The 15,896-nt window shown below is 65.2% G+C and carries 17 protein-coding genes; 2 read left to right on the top strand and 15 right to left on the bottom strand.

Annotated elements, in window-relative coordinates:
• Positions 1–5: 5 nt before the first annotated feature.
• From pabC to AC4OR5_RS04975, 8 genes are all read right to left on the bottom strand, one after another.
• Complete coding sequence (gene pabC, locus AC4OR5_RS05010) at positions 6–821, bottom strand: aminodeoxychorismate lyase (RefSeq protein WP_031639022.1); 816 nt, start codon at positions 819–821, stop codon at positions 6–8.
• Positions 821–2,065 carry a beta-ketoacyl-ACP synthase II gene (fabF, locus tag AC4OR5_RS05005; protein ID WP_003104132.1) on the bottom strand — a complete coding sequence of 415 codons (1,245 nt, stop codon included), beginning with the start codon at positions 2,063–2,065 and terminating at the stop codon, positions 821–823. Before fabF ends, pabC begins: the two co-directional genes overlap by 1 nt.
• Positions 2,066–2,193: 128 nt before the next feature.
• On the bottom strand, positions 2,194–2,430 hold the full coding sequence (gene acpP / locus AC4OR5_RS05000; RefSeq protein WP_003091135.1) for an acyl carrier protein: 237 nt from the start codon (positions 2,428–2,430) through the stop codon (positions 2,194–2,196).
• A 195-nt stretch (positions 2,431–2,625) separates the two neighbouring features.
• Positions 2,626–3,369, bottom strand: a complete 744-nt coding sequence (fabG, locus tag AC4OR5_RS04995; protein WP_003091137.1) for a 3-oxoacyl-ACP reductase FabG — start codon at positions 3,367–3,369, stop codon at positions 2,626–2,628.
• 24 nt (positions 3,370–3,393) lie between these two features.
• Positions 3,394–4,332, bottom strand: coding sequence for an ACP S-malonyltransferase (gene fabD / locus AC4OR5_RS04990; protein WP_003091139.1), 939 nt, complete (start codon positions 4,330–4,332; stop codon positions 3,394–3,396).
• A 105-nt stretch (positions 4,333–4,437) separates the two neighbouring features.
• On the bottom strand, positions 4,438–5,448 hold the full coding sequence (gene plsX, locus AC4OR5_RS04985; RefSeq protein WP_071533934.1) for a phosphate acyltransferase PlsX: 1,011 nt from the start codon (positions 5,446–5,448) through the stop codon (positions 4,438–4,440).
• A gap of 3 nt (positions 5,449–5,451) precedes the next feature.
• Complete coding sequence (rpmF, locus tag AC4OR5_RS04980) at positions 5,452–5,634, bottom strand: 50S ribosomal protein L32 (RefSeq protein ID WP_003091143.1); 183 nt, start codon at positions 5,632–5,634, stop codon at positions 5,452–5,454.
• Between the two features lie 13 nt (positions 5,635–5,647).
• Positions 5,648–6,184, bottom strand: a complete 537-nt coding sequence (locus AC4OR5_RS04975; protein ID WP_003091144.1) for a YceD family protein — start codon at positions 6,182–6,184, stop codon at positions 5,648–5,650.
• A 109-nt stretch (positions 6,185–6,293) separates the two neighbouring features.
• Here AC4OR5_RS04975 and AC4OR5_RS04970 point away from each other — a divergent pair, with 109 nt between their 5' ends.
• Positions 6,294–6,872, top strand: a complete 579-nt coding sequence (locus AC4OR5_RS04970) for a Maf family protein (protein WP_003110197.1) — start codon at positions 6,294–6,296, stop codon at positions 6,870–6,872.
• 82 nt (positions 6,873–6,954) lie between these two features.
• Here AC4OR5_RS04970 and sppA read toward each other — a convergent pair whose 3' ends face one another.
• The 3 genes from sppA to rluC are packed head-to-tail and all read right to left on the bottom strand — an operon-like array spanning position 6,955 to position 9,569.
• A complete protein-coding gene (gene sppA, locus AC4OR5_RS04965) occupies positions 6,955–7,935 on the bottom strand; it encodes a signal peptide peptidase SppA (protein WP_003091146.1) in 981 nt (326 codons plus the stop codon).
• The gene (locus AC4OR5_RS04960) at positions 7,928–8,620 is read right to left on the bottom strand and encodes an HAD-IA family hydrolase (RefSeq protein WP_003091148.1); all 693 of its coding nucleotides are present in this window, start codon (positions 8,618–8,620) and stop codon (positions 7,928–7,930) included. Before AC4OR5_RS04960 ends, sppA begins: the two co-directional genes overlap by 8 nt.
• A complete protein-coding gene (gene rluC / locus AC4OR5_RS04955; protein WP_031692636.1) occupies positions 8,613–9,569 on the bottom strand; it encodes a 23S rRNA pseudouridine(955/2504/2580) synthase RluC in 957 nt (318 codons plus the stop codon). Before rluC ends, AC4OR5_RS04960 begins: the two co-directional genes overlap by 8 nt.
• Before the next feature lie 576 nt (positions 9,570–10,145).
• Here rluC and rne point away from each other — a divergent pair.
• Positions 10,146–13,292: a ribonuclease E gene (rne, locus tag AC4OR5_RS04950; protein ID WP_058160224.1), complete on the top strand. Its 3,147-nt coding sequence runs from the start codon at positions 10,146–10,148 to the stop codon at positions 13,290–13,292.
• A gap of 158 nt (positions 13,293–13,450) precedes the next feature.
• On the opposite strand, the gene murB is transcribed toward rne, so the two are convergent.
• The 4 genes from murB to AC4OR5_RS04930 are packed head-to-tail and all read right to left on the bottom strand — an operon-like array spanning position 13,451 to position 15,886.
• Positions 13,451–14,476 carry a UDP-N-acetylmuramate dehydrogenase gene (gene murB, locus AC4OR5_RS04945; protein ID WP_058160225.1) on the bottom strand — a complete coding sequence of 342 codons (1,026 nt, stop codon included), beginning with the start codon at positions 14,474–14,476 and terminating at the stop codon, positions 13,451–13,453.
• Positions 14,473–14,937 carry a low molecular weight protein-tyrosine-phosphatase gene (locus AC4OR5_RS04940; protein ID WP_003106924.1) on the bottom strand — a complete coding sequence of 155 codons (465 nt, stop codon included), beginning with the start codon at positions 14,935–14,937 and terminating at the stop codon, positions 14,473–14,475. Before AC4OR5_RS04940 ends, murB begins: the two co-directional genes overlap by 4 nt.
• Positions 14,937–15,701 carry a 3-deoxy-manno-octulosonate cytidylyltransferase gene (gene kdsB / locus AC4OR5_RS04935; RefSeq protein WP_003091155.1) on the bottom strand — a complete coding sequence of 255 codons (765 nt, stop codon included), beginning with the start codon at positions 15,699–15,701 and terminating at the stop codon, positions 14,937–14,939. The genes AC4OR5_RS04940 and kdsB overlap by 1 nt, the downstream gene beginning before the upstream one ends.
• Positions 15,701–15,886 (bottom strand): Trm112 family protein, encoded by a 186-nt coding sequence (locus tag AC4OR5_RS04930; RefSeq protein ID WP_003091157.1) that lies wholly within the window; start codon positions 15,884–15,886, stop codon positions 15,701–15,703. The genes kdsB and AC4OR5_RS04930 overlap by 1 nt, the downstream gene beginning before the upstream one ends.
• Positions 15,887–15,896 lie beyond the last annotated feature (10 nt).

Below are 15,896 nucleotides of genomic sequence, written 5' to 3'. Positions count from 1 at the left end.
CAAAGTCAGAAATCCAGGTCGTCGCGAAGTTGGTCTTGCAGTTTACGGGTCAGCTCGCCGACCGGCCAGACGTGCTCGTCCAATGCCCGGACCGGCCAGATGCCGAACTGGCTGTTGCACAGAAAGACCTCGTCGGCCGTCGCCAGTTCAGCCATGGAAACATCCCGTATCGCCAGCGGGACGCCGATTCCTTCGGCGCGCTCGAGCAATTCCGCGCGCATCACTCCCGCGACGCCGCAGCGCCGCAGGTCAGGCGCCACGAGGGTGCCGTCGAGAACCAGCAGCAGGTTGCTGAACACCCCCTCCACCACCCGCTCGTGCACGTCCAGCATGAGCCCTTCGGCATGCCCGGCGTCGCTCCACTCGGCACGGGCGAGGACCTGCTCCAGGCGATTGAGGTGCTTGAGGCCGGCCAGCAGGGGCTGCTCGGCCAGGCGCGTACGGCAGGCGAACAGGCGCACGCCTTGCTGCCAGTGGCGCTCGGGATAGGCCGGACGCGGCGATCCGGAGAGGATTCGCCGCGGCGAGGCCTCGGCAGGCGGCGCGTAGCCACGCAAACCCTCGCCGCGGGTGACGATCAGCTTGGCGACACCGTCGCCCAGCGCCCCGCAGAACGCCAGCAACTCCTGGCGCAACGCTGCGGCGTCGAGAGGGATCGCCAGGCGTCGACACCCCTCTTCCAGGCGCGCCAGGTGGCGTTCCAGGAGACGCGGCGTGCCGGCGCGCACCGCCAGGGTCTCGAACAGCCCGTCGCCATAGGCCAGTCCGCGATCGCGCACGGACAGCTCGGCGGCGGGCCGGCCGTCGACCCAGTCCAGCATCAGTCGGCGAACCTGCGGAACACCAGGGTGCCGTTGGTCCCGCCGAAACCGAACGAGTTCGACAGGGCCACGTCGATCTTGCGCGGCTTGGCTTCGTGGGCCACCAGGTCGAGGTCGCAACCTTCGTCCGGGTTGTCCAGGTTGATGGTCGGCGGGGCGACCTGGTCGCGCAGGGCCAGCACGCTGAAGATCGCCTCCACCGCACCGGCGGCACCCAACAGGTGGCCGGTCATCGACTTGGTCGAACTCATCGACAGCGCATGGGCATGCTCACCGAACACGCTCTTCACCGCGGCGATCTCGGCGATGTCGCCGGCCGGGGTGGAGGTGCCATGGGCGTTGATGTAATCGACCTGGCGAGGATCCAGACCGGCATCGCGCAGCGCGTTCTTCATGCAACGGGCGGCACCGGCACCGTCTTCCGGCGGCGCGGTCATGTGGAAGGCGTCGCCGCTCATGCCGAAGCCAACCAGCTCGGCATAGATCCGCGCGCCGCGGGCACGGGCGTGCTCCAGTTCTTCGAGCACCAGGGCGCCGGAACCGTCGGACAGGACGAAGCCGTCGCGATCCCGGTCCCAGGGACGGCTGGCACGGGTCGGCTCGTCGTTGCGAGTGGAGAGCGCGCGAGCCGCGCCGAAACCGCCCAGGCCGAGACCGCAGGCAGCCATTTCGGAACCGCCGGCGACCATCACGTCGGCCTCGCCATAGGCGATGTTGCGAGCAGCCATACCGATGCTGTGGGTACCGGTGGTGCAGGCGGTGGTGAGGGCGTAGTTGGGCCCCTGCAGACCCAGGTGGATCGACAGGAAGCCGGAAACCATGTTGATGATCGAACCGGGCACGAAGAACGGCGAGATGCGCCGCGGCCCCTGCTCGAACAGGGATCGGCAGTTGTTCTCGATATTGGTCAGGCCGCCGATACCGGAACCCATGGATACGCCGATACGCTCACGATTGGCGTCGGTGACCTCCAGGCCGGAATCGCGAACGGCCTGGAAGCTGGCGGCGAGACCGTACTGGATGAACAGGTCGAGCTTGCGGGCTTCCTTGGCGGACAGGTATTCCTCGACATTGAAACCCTTGACCGAACCACCGAAGCGGGTGGAATAGGCGGACAGGTCCATATGCTCGATCGGGGCGATCCCGCTGCGACCGGCGAGAATACCTTCCCAACTGCTCGGGACATCCAGGCCCAGCGGCGACAGCATGCCCATGCCAGTAATGACGACGCGTCTACGCGACACTACGACTTCCTCTTTCTCATTTCACGGGGTTGCGCCGACAGATTACCAGAGTAGGTAAGGCGCTAAAGAAAAGCCGCACGCCCTTACAGGCTGTGCGGCTTTTCCACGTCGGAAAATCCGACGACTACTTATTGCTGGTGAGCAACGATGTAGTCGATGGCTTCCTGAACGGTGGTGATCTTTTCAGCTTTCTCGTCAGGGATTTCGGTCTCGAATTCCTCTTCCAGAGCCATCACCAGCTCGACGGTGTCAAGGGAGTCGGCGCCCAGGTCTTCGACGAAGGAAGCGCTGTTGGTGACTTCTTCTTCCTTCACGCCGAGTTGTTCAGCGACGATCTTCTTAACGCGTTCTTCGATGGTGCTCATACCTTGTTTTCACTCCTATGGAAAATCCGAGCAGCTGGGCTGCGGGTAAGTGTATAGAAAGGGTTTTCTGCTTTTCAAGCTGAACGCCTCACCTTCCCACGGCCACTTCGATAATTCTATCTAATAACCCGGCTGCAATTCCGCAACGAATTCTAGACAGCGCTTATGACAGACCCGAGAAAGGTAACGTCACATTCAGCTCATGTACATCCCACCATTGACCGGCACGGTGGCCCCGGTCACATAGGCTGCGCCGTCCGAAGCGAGGAAGCCGACCACCTTGGCGATCTCTTCCGCCTGCCCCAGGCGACCCAGCGGAATCTGGCCCAGCAGCGCTTCGCGCTGGGCTTCCGGCAGCTCGCGGGTCATGTCGGTGTCGATGAAGCCCGGCGCCACCGCATTCACGGTAATGGCACGCGAACCGACTTCCCGGGCCAGCGCACGGGTGAAGCCCTCCAGGCCGGCCTTCGCCGCGGCATAGTTGGTTTGCCCGGCATTGCCCATGGCGCCGACCACGGAACCGATGTTGATGATGCGCCCCCAGCGGGCCTTGGTCATACCGCGCAGAACGGCTTTCGACAGACGGTAGAGACTGTTCAGGTTGGTGTTGACCACATCGAACCACTCGTCGTCTTTCATGCGCACCAGCAGATTATCGCGGGTGATGCCGGCGTTATTGACCACGATCAGCGGTTGGCCGAGATGCTGCTGGATGTGCTCCAGGGTCGCGGCTACGGATTCGTCGCTGGAAACGTCCAGGACCAGGCCCGCACCCTCGACGCCATTGGCCTTGAGGGTTTCGGCGATCTTCTCGGCGCCGGACGCGCTGGTCGCGGTGCCGATGACCACGGCACCCAGGCGCCCCAGTTCCAGCGCAATCGCCTGGCCGATGCCACGGCTGGCGCCGGTTACCAATGCGACCTTACCTTGCAGACTCATGGGATTCTCTCCTTTCACTCTCTCTCAGGCCAGGGCGGCGCGCGTGGCGGCGAACGCCTCGACACCATCCAGGCCATGGGTATTGATGCCCTTCGCACAGCGCCTGTTGAGGCCTGCCAGGACCTTGCCCGGCCCGCACTCGACCAGCTCGGTGACGCCCTTTTCCGCCAGCAGCTGGATGCTCTCCACCCAGCGAACCGGGCTGTACAGCTGTGCCAGCAGGTCGCGGCGCAGCGTATCGAGATCAGCCGGCACGGCGGCGCTGACGTTCTGCACCAGCGCAATCTTCGGCGCCTGCCACTGCAGGCTTTCGACCGAGGCGGCGAACTGCTCGGCGGCCGGACGCATCAGCTCGCAATGCGACGGCACGCTGACCGGCAGCGCCACCGCGCGCTTGGCGCCGCGCGCCTTGCACGCCTCGATGGCGCGCTCCACGGCAGCCGCGGCACCGGCGATCACTACCTGCCCCGGCGCGTTGAAGTTGACCGCGCTGACCACCTCGCCCTGGGCCGCCTCGGCACAGGCCGCCAATACATCGGCGTCTTCCAGGCCAAGGATCGCGGCCATGCCGCCCTGCCCCGCCGGAACCGCCTGCTGCATCAGTTGGCCCCTACGCTCGACCAGCTTAACCGCATCGGCGAACGCCAGGCTTTCGGCCGCGACCAGCGCGGAATATTCGCCCAGGCTGTGCCCGGCGACGAACGCCGGGCGCGCGCCGCCCTCGGCCAGCCAGAGGCGCCAGAGCGCGATCGAAACCGTGAGGATGGCCGGCTGGGTCTTGTCGGTCTGGTTCAGGCGCTCTTCAGGTCCATTCTGGACCAGCGCCCAAAGGTCGTAACCGAGCGCCTCGGAGGCCTCGGCGAAGGTATCGCGCACCAGCGCCTGCTGGGCGCCCAGCTCGGCCAGCATGCCGAGGGATTGCGAACCCTGGCCGGGGAAGACGAATGCGAGGGATGCAGACATTGAATAGGTCCCTTGTGGTCTTTTGCTCGTCAGAGATAACGCGCCAGCCGCGACTGGCGCAGGAAACTGAGTGTTGGATGGCTGCCTGGACCGCCCGGTCACACATTAGAGCAGCAGATGCTCGAGACGGCCATGCAATCGTTGCGGCAGGTTTTCCCGGACTTCCAGTGCCGCGCGACGCAAGGCGCTCTGGAAACCCTCCTCGGCGGCAGACCCATGGCTTTTCACCACTATCCCCTGCAATCCGAGGAAACTGGCGCCGTTATAGCGTGCCGGAGCGATATCGCCGCGCAGCCGGCGCAGCAGCGGCAACGCCAGCGCACCGACCAGCTTCGCCGCCAGTCCATCGCGGAAGCGCTGTTCGATCCGCGCCGACACCATGGCAGCCAGGCCTTCGCTGGCCTTCAGCAGGATGTTGCCGACGAAACCGTCGCAGACCACCACGTCGGCCTCGCCGCGATACAGGCCATCGCCCTCTATATATCCGCTGAAATTCAACCCCTGGGCCTTCTGCAACAGGCTCGCCGCCAGCTTGACCTGCTGGTTGCCCTTGATCTCCTCGGTCCCCACGTTGAGCAGGGCGACCCGGGGCGAGACGCAGCCCAAGGCCTCTGCCGCCACCGCGCCCATCACCGCGAACTGGTAGAGATGCTCGGCACTGCAATCCACGTTGGCGCCGAGGTCGAGCAGATGACAATGCCCCTTCTCGGTCGGAACCGCCGTCACCATCGCAGGGCGGTCGATACCGGGCAGGGTCTTCAGCAGGTGCCGCGACAGCGCCATCAACGCCCCGGTATTGCCGGCGCTGACGCACGCGTGCGCCCGGCCGTCGCGGACCAGCTCCAGCGCCACGCGCATGGAAGCGTCCGGCTTGCCACGCAAGGCCTGGGAGGGACGTTCGTCTGAACCTATCACTTCGCTGGCCGCATGCACGCGCAGGCGCTGCCGGTCGAGCGACGGATAGCGGGAAAGGAGTTCTTCGAGGAGGGCAGGCTGACCGACGAGGATCAGTTGCGAAGAGGAATTCTCGGCCAGGAAGGCAATAGAGGCCGGAACAACGCAGTGGGGACCGAAGTCCCCACCCATTGCATCAATCGCGATGATTGGTGCGGACAAGGATTACTCGTCGGAGCCCTTGTCTACTACCTTACGGCCGCGATAGAAGCCGTCCGGGGATACGTGGTGGCGCAGGTGGACTTCACCGGTGCTCTTTTCCACGGACAGAGCATTGGACTCGAGCGCATCGTGGGAACGACGCATGTCACGAGCGGAACGAGACTTTTTGTTCTGCTGAACAGCCATGATTGATTAACTCCTAAACGTTTGGGTCACGCTTCAACTGTGCCAGTACGCTGAACGGATTAGGACGCTTGTCCTCGACTTCGCTCGACTCCGGCTCGTCTTCGACGACGAATCCAGCCGGGTGCTGACATACTTCGGGGTCATGGGCCGGAACGATGGGTAAGGCGAGCAACAGCTCGTCCTCGACCAGCGCCAGCAGGTCCAGGGGTTCCTCCCCCACTTCCAGCGCATCGTACCCCTTCGGCAGACCGTCGGCGGACTGACCTTCCCGAAGAATGGCGTAGGTATATTCGCCATGCACGGGAATGGCCGCCGCATCCAGGCAGCGTTGGCATACCATGCTCACCTCGGTATCGAGCTGCATATGCATGACCGCCAGCTTCTGGTGGTCGCGCTCGAAGGAAACCTTCACGCGCACCTCACCGGCATCGCTGGTCAGTTGCTCGCATACACGCGGCATATCGGCGAGCGCGTACACACCCTCGAGGGTGGCGCCGCGGTCGACCAACTTGCGCGGATCGATATGAGGTGGAATCGGCCCATTCAACATAAGCGCGCCATTATAGGGACGCCCCCGCGCCTGTCAAAGGAAATTAGCCATAAACCGCTGTAAGGACGAGTCTTTTCGTTAAAATCGGCCGCTCGCCATGGAGAACCTCATGCCCGACCTGATCCTCGCCTCCAGCTCCCCCTACCGACGCGAACTCCTGACCCGCCTACGCCTTCCCTTCGAAAGCGCCAGCCCCGATATCGACGAAAGCCATCGCCCTGGGGAAAGTGCCGAGGAACTGGTGCGCCGCCTTTCCGCCAGCAAGGCCGAAGCGCTGGCCGGACGCTATCCGCAACACCTGGTGATCGGCTCCGACCAGGTCGCCGTACTCGACGGCGACATCCTCGGCAAGCCGCACACCCCCGAACGCGCCATCCAGCAGCTACGGGACGCCAGCGGCAAGAGCGTGACCTTCCTCACCGGACTGGCCCTCCTCAACAGCGCCAGCCGGCGCATCCAGGTGGCATGCGTGCCGTTCACCGTGCACTTCCGCCACCTCGACGAGAGCCGCATCCGCCGCTACGTCGAAGCGGAACGCCCGCTGGACTGCGCCGGCAGCTTCAAGGCGGAAGGCCTGGGCGTCAGCCTGTTCCGCGCCACCGAAGGAGAGGACGCCACCAGCCTGGTGGGGCTGCCCCTGATCCGCCTGGTCGACATGCTCCTCGAGGAAGGCGTCGAAATCCCCTGAGCCGGCATTCCCATATCCGGCATTCCCATATAAAGAAGCCCGGCTTCGGCCGGGCTTCTTTATATAAGGAAGGGAAACGCTCTCAGCGCAATACCGGGCCCTGCCAGCCCATCCACAGCGCGAGGCGCTCCGCCACACTGGCACCGAACTTCTTGGCGAAGCGATCGAACGGCGACTCCTGCACGGTGTAATCCTCGATCTTCTTCTCCTTCACCACTTCGCGCGCCACATAGCTGGCATTGCCCAGACCGTCGATCAAACCGAGCTGCAATGCCTGTTCGCCGGACCAGACCAGACCCGAGAACAGCTCCGGATGCCCCTCGACCTTGAGCCGGTCGCCGCGCCCTTTTTTCACGCTGTCGATGAACTGCTTGTGGGTAGTATCCAGCACCTGCTGCCAGAACTGGGTCTCCTCGGGCTTTTGCGGCTGGAAAGGATCGAGGAACGACTTGTGCTCGCCGGAGGTATAGACGCGTCGCTCGACACCGAGCTTCTCCATGGTGCCGACGAAACCGAAGCTGGCCGCCGTCACGCCGATGGAACCGACCAAACTGGCCTTGTCGGCGTAGATCTGGTCGGCGGCGCTGGCGATGTAGTAGGCGCCGGAGGCACCCAGGTCGCTGATCACCGCATAGACCTTGACGTTCGGGTGCTCGCCGCGCAGGCGACGAATCTCGTCATAGATATAGCCCGACTGCACCGGACTGCCGCCCGGACTGTTGATCCGCAGGACGATCCCCTTGGTCCCCTCATCCTTGAACGCCGCGCGCAGGGCCGTGACGATATTGTCGGCGCTGGCCGGTTCATCGTCGGCGATCATGCCCTTCACCTCGATCAGTGCCGTGTGGCTACCGCTGCGCGAGGCCGATTTCTCCAGGCTGCCGAACGGACTGAAGGCCAGCAGCACGACAAAGAGATAGATGAAGGTCAGCGACTTGAAGAATATCCCCCAGCGCCGCGCCCGCCGCTGCTCCTGGACCCCGGCGAGAACCGCCTTCTCCAGCAGCTTCCAGCTCTTGTCGTCATTCGCCTTCGGCGTTTCCGACTTCCACTCGTCAGACATGTTCAACCACTCCTGAAACCGCCTCACGTCGAGCACCGCCCAACCAGGCGCGCAACTCGGTGAAATGCTCAACTTCCAGCCGCGGCGCATAAGGCCGCAACTGCTCCAGCGATTGGGCGCCATAGGCCACCGCAACCGAATCCATCCCCGCCCGTCGCGCCATTTCCAGGTCGAACGGCGAATCACCGATCATCAGCGCCCGCCCCGGCTCGACCCGGCAGTGCGCCAGTATCTCGTGGAGCATCAACGGGTCCGGCTTGCTCGCCGTTTCGTCGGCGCAGCGGGTGATATCGAAGAAATCGCTCCAGCCATGCCCTGCCAGCACCCGGTCCAGGCCGCGCCGACTCTTGCCGGTGGCGACCGCCAGGCGGAACCCGGCCTCGCGAAAATGCACCATGGCTTCGGCCACGCCGGGGAACAACCGCGACGGCTGCGCCTCCTGCGCCAGGTAATGCTCGCTGTAGGCACGCCGGAAACGCTCGACCAGAGCAGGATCGCCAACCTCCGGATAGAGCGAAGCGATCGCCTCGGGCAAGCCGAGGCCGATGATGCCCTTGATCCGGGTATCGTCCCGCTCCGGCAGAGCGGTTTCCCGCGCCGCCGCCTTCATCGAATCGACGATGCGCGCGATCGAGTCGACCAGGGTGCCGTCCCAATCGAATACCAGCAACGCGTAATCAGTCATTCAAACGCTCCAGCGAACGCTGCCACATCTCGTCCACCGGCGCCTCCAGCTCCAGCACCTGCCCGTCAGGCAGCGGCACGCGCAACTGCGCGGCATGCAGGAACAGGCGCTTGCCGCCCAGCTCGCGGATCTCGCGGGAGAAATCCTCGTCGCCATACTTCGGGTCGCCGGCGATGGCATGCCCGGCGTGCTTGGCATGCACGCGGATCTGGTGGGTCCGCCCGGTGATCGGGCGCGCTTCCACCAGGGTGGCGAAATCGCCGAAGCGGCGCAGCACCCGGAACTCGGTCAGCGCGTCCTTGCCCTCGACGTTCACCTCGACCATCCGCTCGCCCGAACGCAGGTTGTTCTTCAGCAGCGGCGCGCGCACGTTCTTCTTGCCAGCCGGCCAGTGACCACGGACCAGGGCGTGATAGCGCTTGTCGACGATCTTCTCGCCCCGCAGGGCCTCATGCAGGTGACGCAACATGCTGCGCTTCTTGGCGATCATCAGCAGACCGGAGGTATCGCGATCGAGACGATGCACCAATTCGATATCCTTGGCATCGGGGCGCAACTGGCGAAACACCTCGATGACCCCGGCGCTCACGCCGCTGCCGCCATGCACGGCGATCCCGGCGGGCTTGTTGATCACGATCAGCGCCTTGTCCTCGTAGACGATCGCCGCCTCCATCCGCTCCAGCAGCCCCTGCGCCAGCGGCGCCGGCTCATCACGCTCGGCCAGGCGCAGCGGCGGCACGCGCACCTGGTCTCCAGCCTGGAGCCGATAGTCGGGCTTGATCCGCCCCTTGTTCACGCGCACTTCGCCCTTACGCAGGATGCGATAGATCAGGGTCTTGGGCGCCCCCTTGAGACGGGCGATAAGGAAATTGTCGATACGTTGACCAGCCAGTTCCGGCGGCACATCGAGCAGCTGGACACCGGTGGTCGGAGAGGCGGGAGTAGTCATCCGTACATCATAACAATTTTTCATTCAATTGAAGCACTTAATCATTGCTGCTATAGTCGGGAAGCCGCCATAAGCGGCCTGGCCTGCGGATGATTGCCAACCTGCATTTCCCCCTCGCCTGCAAACACTTTGAACGGACGTCAGGCCGTCCTACAGAGGCGTTTCAGCGGAAATACGAAAATTTCCAACCCGCTAACGACTCGAAACCAAAGCCTTGAAACATGAGCCGCGACCACTTCGGTGAGCGCGAGATGCCAACCCGCTCCGGATACTGCGAGCGGCGCCCGATTCTTAAGGAACATGTGTAGGGTGGAGATGTACGGCTGTTGGACTGCGTAGCTTCTAGCTTGATCCAGACGCATTTTTCGTCCGCCTCCGACAGCCGATTCCTCCTCCTGACTCAAGTGCTTCTGAAACACAGGAAGCAGGAGACGTAGTCGCGGACCGGCACCCAGTGCCGAGCGCCGCTGGACACGGGAATGGCCCGCCATTCCTGAATACGCGCCCGAGCACCGACCGTGAGAGTCGTGTGTGCCGATCGCCGTTTCCGGTAGCCCCGGAAACCATTGGTACTACATGAAAAGAATGCTGATCAACGCGACTCAACCCGAGGAGTTGCGTGTTGCACTGGTCGACGGCCAACGCCTGTTCGACCTCGACATCGAGTCGGGCGCCCGCGAGCAGAAGAAGGCCAACATCTACAAAGGCCGCATCACTCGCGTCGAACCCAGCCTCGAAGCCGCCTTCGTCGACTTCGGCGCCGAACGCCACGGCTTCCTCCCCCTCAAAGAAATCTCCCGCGAATACTTCAAGAAATCCCCCGAAGGCCGGATCAACATCAAGGAAGTCCTGAGCGAAGGCCAGGAAGTCATCGTCCAGGTCGAGAAGGAAGAGCGCGGCAACAAGGGCGCCGCCCTGACCACCTTCATCAGCCTGGCCGGCCGTTACCTGGTGCTGATGCCGAACAACCCGCGCGCCGGCGGCATCTCCCGTCGTATCGAAGGCGAAGAGCGTAACGAGCTGCGCGAGGCCCTGAACGGCCTCAACGCACCGGCCGACATGGGCCTGATCGTGCGCACCGCCGGCCTCGGCCGCAGCACCGAGGAACTGCAGTGGGACCTCGACTACCTGCTGCAACTGTGGAGCGCGATCAAGGAAGCGTCCGGCGAACGTGGCGCGCCCTTCCTGATCTACCAGGAAAGCAACGTCATCATCCGCGCCATCCGCGACTACCTGCGCCAGGACATCGGCGAAGTGCTGATCGACAGCATCGACGCCCAGGAAGAAGCCCTGAACTTCATCCGCCAGGTGATGCCGCAGTACGCCAGCAAGGTGAAGCTGTACCAGGACAGCGTTCCGCTGTTCAATCGCTTCCAGATCGAGAGCCAGATCGAGACCGCCTTCCAGCGCGAAGTGAAGCTGCCGTCCGGCGGCTCCATCGTCATCGACCCGACCGAGGCCCTGGTTTCCATCGACATCAACTCGGCGCGCGCCACCAAGGGCGGCGACATCGAGGAAACCGCCCTGCAGACCAACCTGGAAGCGGCCGAGGAAATCGCCCGCCAGCTGCGCCTGCGTGACATCGGCGGCCTGATCGTCATCGACTTCATCGACATGACCCCGGCGAAGAACCAGCGCGCCGTGGAAGAGCGTGTCCGCGAAGCCCTCGAGGCCGACCGCGCGCGCGTCCAGGTCGGTCGCATCTCGCGCTTCGGCCTGCTGGAAATGTCCCGCCAGCGCCTGCGTCCGTCCCTCGGCGAGACCAGCGGCATCGTCTGCCCGCGCTGCAACGGCCAGGGCATCATCCGCGACGTCGAGTCGCTGTCGCTGGCCATCCTGCGCCTGATCGAGGAAGAAGCCCTGAAGGACCGCACCGCGGAAGTCCGCGCCCGCGTGCCCTTCCAGGTCGCCGCCTTCCTGCTCAACGAGAAGCGCAACGCCATCACCAAGATCGAACTGCGTACCCGCGCGCGCATCTTCATCCTGCCGGACGATCATCTGGAAACCCCGCACTTCGAAGTCCAGCGTCTGCGCGATGACAGCCCCGAACTGGTTGCCGGCCAGACCAGCTACGAAATGGCCACCGTCGAGCACGAAGAAGCCCAGCCGGTCAGCTCGACCCGCACCCTGGTCCGCCAGGAAGCAGCAGTCAAGACCGTCGCTCCCCAGCAGCCCGCACCGCAACACACCGAAGCACCGGTCGAGCCGGCCAAGCCGATGCCCGAGCCGAGCCTGTTCCAGGGCCTGGTGAAGTCCCTGGTCGGCCTGTTCGCAGGCAAGGATCAACCTGTCGCCAAGCCTGCTGAAACCAGCAAGCCGGCTGCCGAGCGCCAAACCCGCCAGGACGAGCGTCGCAACGGCCGCCAGCAGAACCGCCGCCGCGATGGCCGCGATGGCAATCGCCGCGACGAAGAGCGCAAGCCCCGCGAGGAACGCGCAGAACGTCAACCGCGCGAAGAGCGCGCCGAACGCCCGAATCGCGAAGAGCGCAGCGAACGCCGCCGCGAAGAGCGCGCCGAGCGCCCGGCTCGCGAGGAGCGCCAGCCGCGCGAAGGCCGTGAAGAGCGCGCCGAGCGGACGCCCCGCGAAGAACGCCAGCCGCGCGAAGGCCGCGAAGGTCGCGAGGAACGCAGCGAACGCCGCCGCGAAGAGCGCCAACCCCGCGAAGGCCGTGAAGAACGCGCCGAGCGCCCGGCCCGCGAAGAGCGCCAGCCGCGCGAGGATCGCCAGGCTCGCGACGCCGCGGCCCTGGAAGCCGAGGCATTGCCGAACGACGAGAGCCTGGAGCAGGACGAGCAGGACGATACCGATGGCGAGCGCCCGCGCCGCCGCTCCCGCGGCCAGCGTCGTCGCAGCAACCGCCGCGAACGCCAGCGCGAGGTCAGCGGCGAGCTGGAAGGCAGCGAGGCGACCGATAACGCCGCCGCGCCGCTGAACACCGTCGCAGCCGCCGCCGCTGCCGGTATCGCTGTCGCCAGCGAAGCCGTAGAAGCAAACGTGGAGCAAGCCCCGGCCACTACCAGCGAGGCTGCCGGCGAAACCACGGCAAGCGATGAGACCGACGCACCGACCAGCGAAGCCGTCGAAACCCAGGACGCGGACAGCGAGGCCAATACCGGCGAAACCGCCGACATCGAAGCGCCGGTGACCGTCAGCGTGGTCCGGGACGAAGCCGACCAGAGCACCCTGCTGGTCGCGCAAGCCACTGAAGAAGCTCCCTTCGCCAGCGAAAGCGTGGAAAGCCGCGAAGACGCCGAGAGCGCCGTGCAACCGGCAACGGAAGCGGCCGAAGAAGTTGCCGCCCCGGTGCCCGTCGAAGCAGCAGCCCCTAGCGAGCCCGCAACCACCGAGGAGCCGACCCCGGCCATCGCGGCGGTGCCGGCCAACGCGACCGGCCGTGCCCTCAACGACCCACGGGAAAAACGTCGCCTGCAACGCGAAGCCGAGCGTCTGGCACGCGAAGCCGCAGCAGCAGCCGAAGCGGCAGCTCAGGCCGCTCCCGCCGTCGAGGAGGTCCCGGCTGTAGCGAGCGAGGAAGCGTCGGCCCAGGAGGAACCTGCTGCACCCCAGGCTGAAGAAATCGCCCAGGCCGACGTTCCGTCCCAGGCGGACGAAGCCCAGGAAGCGGTACAGGCCGAGCCTGAAGCTTCCGGCGAAGACGCCACCGACACGGAGCACGCGAAAAAGACCGAGGAAAGCGAAACCTCGCGCCCGCATGCCTGAGTGACAGACTGAAAAAAGGGGATGCCATGGCATCCCCTTTTTTTTGCGTGTCATTCCGCGGCACTCCGGCATACCGCCCGTCATGACCAGAGCCGCCGAACACGCACAATGAAAAAGGGATGCCGCCGGCATCCCTTTTTCATTCTCCAGCCGCACCCTCAGTAGAGAGTGGGTTCAGGCTCCAATTCGACGCCGAAACGCCGACGGACGTCCTCCTGGATACGCTCCGCCAATGCCCGGACCTGGGCACCGGTGGCACCGCCATGGTTGACCAGGACCAGCGCCTGCTGCGCGTGTACCCCCACCGGGCCATCGCGAAAGCCCTTCCAGCCGCCCTTGTCGATGAGCCAGCCTGCGGCCAGCTTCAACCGACCGTCCGCCTGCGGATAGCCGACCAGATCCGGGAAGGCCTGACGCAAGCGTTCGGCCTGCGCCGCATCCACCAGCGGGTTCTTGAAGAAGCTGCCGGCATTGCCCAATACGGCGGGGTCGGGCAGCTTCTCCCGGCGAATGGCGCAGATTACCCGGCTTACGTCCCTGGCCGTCGGACTGGCGATGCCCTCCTCCTCCAGGCGCTGGCGTACCGGCCCGTAGTCCAGGTGCAGCCTCTCCCGCCGCGTCAGGCGCAGGCGCAGGCGCACGCGGAGGATCAGCCAGCGATCCGGCTCCTGCTTGAACAGGCTGTCGCGGTAGCCGAAATGGCAGGCCTGGCGATCGAACTCACGTAGGGTTCCATCCTGGCGATCCAGCGCCGTCAGACTGTCGAAGACGTCCTTCAGCTCCACGCCATAGGCGCCGATGTTCTGCATCGGCGCCGCACCCACGGTGCCGGGAATCAGGCTGAGATTTTCCAGACCGGCCAGGCCCCGTTCCAGGCTCCATTGCACGAATGGGTCCCAGGCCTCGCCCGCCTCCGCCTCGACCAGCACCGAATCCGCGGCATCGGAAACAATTCGCCGCCCCTGGCTGGCCATGCGCAATACCAGCGCCTCGACGTCACGGGTCAGCAGCAGGTTGCTGCCACCACCGATCACCAGCAGCGGCAATCCACGCTCCCGAGCCAGGGCCAGGGCTTCGCGCACATCAGCCTCGTCCCGGGCGTGGGCCAGCAGGCGGGCGCGCACGTCGATGCCGAAGGTGTTATAGGGCTTCAGCGAGCAATGCTCTTGCAGTTCCAGGCTCACAGTCGCCCCTTGGCTTCGATCAACAGACGGTCGCAGGCATGTTCGATCAGGTCGAGGACCTGCTCGAAGCCTTCTTCGCCGCCATAGTAGGGATCGGGTACTTCGTCCCGCTCGGATCCGTAGCGACGCAGGAACAGATCCAGCTCGGCGGCACCGCGCCCGGCACGCAGGGTCTCGAGGTCGGCCAGGTTGGACAGGTCCATGGCCAGGATCAGGTCATGGCGGGAGAAATCCTCGATGCCGACCTGGCGTCCACGCAGTGCCGACAGATCGTAGCCGCGCCTTTGCGCGGCCAGGCGGGTGCGCTGGTCAGGTGCCTTGCCGACATGCCAGCCGGCGGTGCCGGCGGAATCGACATGGATACGGGAGGCCAGCCCGGCCTCCTCGACCTTGCGCCGGAACACGCCTTCGGCGGTGGGCGACCGGCAGATGTTGCCCAGGCAGACGAACAGGACGCGCATCAGCCCCCCAGCACGCGGCGAACGCGTTCGAGGTCTTCCGGCGTATCCACGCCCGGAAGCATGGTTTCGCGGGCATCGGCCACATGGATTCGCACCCCGTGCCAGAGCGCGCGCAATTGCTCGAGGCTTTCGGCGTTCTCCAGCCAGCACGGTCCCCAGGCGACGAAATCGGCAAGGAAACCCACGCGATAGGCGTAGATGCCGATGTGGCGACGATAGGGCACGCCCTCCGGCAGGCTGTCGCGATCGCGGGCGAAGGCGTCGCGAGCCCAGGGCAAGGGCGCACGACTGAAAGTCAAGGCCAGGCCGTCGATGTCGGTGGCGACCTTGACCACGTTCGGATTGAACAGCGCGGAGACTTCATGGATCGGCTCGGCCAGGGTAGCGATGGCGGCCTCCGGGTGCGCCGCCAGGTTGGCCGCCACCTGGTCGATGAGCGCCGGGGGGATCAGCGGCTCGTCGCCCTGGACGTTGACCACGATGGCATCGCTGGCCAGGCCGAGCCGGGAAGCGACTTCCTCCAGGCGATCGGTGCCGGAGTTGTGCTCGGCACGCGTCAGCAGCGCCTCGGCGCCGAACCCCTGGCACGCCGCCAGGATGCGTTCGTCGTCGGTGGCGACGACCACGCGGCTGGCGGCGCTCTTGCGGGCCTGGTTCCAGACACGCTGGATCATTGGCTGGCCGGCGATATCCTGCAATGGCTTGCCGGGCAGACGAGTGGAGGCGTAGCGGGCGGGAATGACGACAGTGAACGCCTGGGTCATTACTTGTCCAGCCGCTCGTCCACGTTCAGGGAGCGAGCCTCGCTCTCCAGCATCACCGGGATGCCGTCGCGGATCGGATAGGCCAGGCCGGCCTGCTTGCTGATCAGTTCGGTCTTGTCTTCGCTGAGCACCAGCGGGCCCTTGGTCAACGGGCAGGCAAGAATATCGAGGAGTTTCGGGTCCATGGCGGAGTCC

It is taken from the genome of Pseudomonas sp. YA1 (assembly GCF_058680555.1).
The sequence above is the reverse complement of the archived record's forward strand: the minus strand, read 5'-3'. Positions and strand labels throughout refer to the sequence as shown.

Coding starts and splice junctions, on each gene's coding strand:
- pabC (WP_031639022.1), bottom strand. CDS start 821: ATGCTGGACTGGGTCGACGGCCGGCCCGCCGCCGAGCTGTCCGTGCGC.
- acpP (WP_003091135.1), bottom strand. CDS start 2,430: ATGAGCACCATCGAAGAACGCGTTAAGAAGATCGTCGCTGAACAACTC.
- fabG (WP_003091137.1), bottom strand. CDS start 3,369: ATGAGTCTGCAAGGTAAGGTCGCATTGGTAACCGGCGCCAGCCGTGGC.
- fabD (WP_003091139.1), bottom strand. CDS start 4,332: ATGTCTGCATCCCTCGCATTCGTCTTCCCCGGCCAGGGTTCGCAATCC.
- rpmF (WP_003091143.1), bottom strand. CDS start 5,634: ATGGCTGTTCAGCAGAACAAAAAGTCTCGTTCCGCTCGTGACATGCGT.
- AC4OR5_RS04975 (WP_003091144.1), bottom strand. CDS start 6,184: ATGTTGAATGGGCCGATTCCACCTCATATCGATCCGCGCAAGTTGGTC.
- AC4OR5_RS04970 (WP_003110197.1), top strand. CDS start 6,294: ATGCCCGACCTGATCCTCGCCTCCAGCTCCCCCTACCGACGCGAACTC.
- sppA (WP_003091146.1), bottom strand. CDS start 7,935: ATGTCTGACGAGTGGAAGTCGGAAACGCCGAAGGCGAATGACGACAAG.
- AC4OR5_RS04960 (WP_003091148.1), bottom strand. CDS start 8,620: ATGACTGATTACGCGTTGCTGGTATTCGATTGGGACGGCACCCTGGTC.
- rluC (WP_031692636.1), bottom strand. CDS start 9,569: ATGACTACTCCCGCCTCTCCGACCACCGGTGTCCAGCTGCTCGATGTG.
- rne (WP_058160224.1), top strand. CDS start 10,146: ATGAAAAGAATGCTGATCAACGCGACTCAACCCGAGGAGTTGCGTGTT.
- AC4OR5_RS04940 (WP_003106924.1), bottom strand. CDS start 14,937: ATGCGCGTCCTGTTCGTCTGCCTGGGCAACATCTGCCGGTCGCCCACC.
- kdsB (WP_003091155.1), bottom strand. CDS start 15,701: ATGACCCAGGCGTTCACTGTCGTCATTCCCGCCCGCTACGCCTCCACT.
- AC4OR5_RS04930 (WP_003091157.1), bottom strand. CDS start 15,886: ATGGACCCGAAACTCCTCGATATTCTTGCCTGCCCGTTGACCAAGGGC.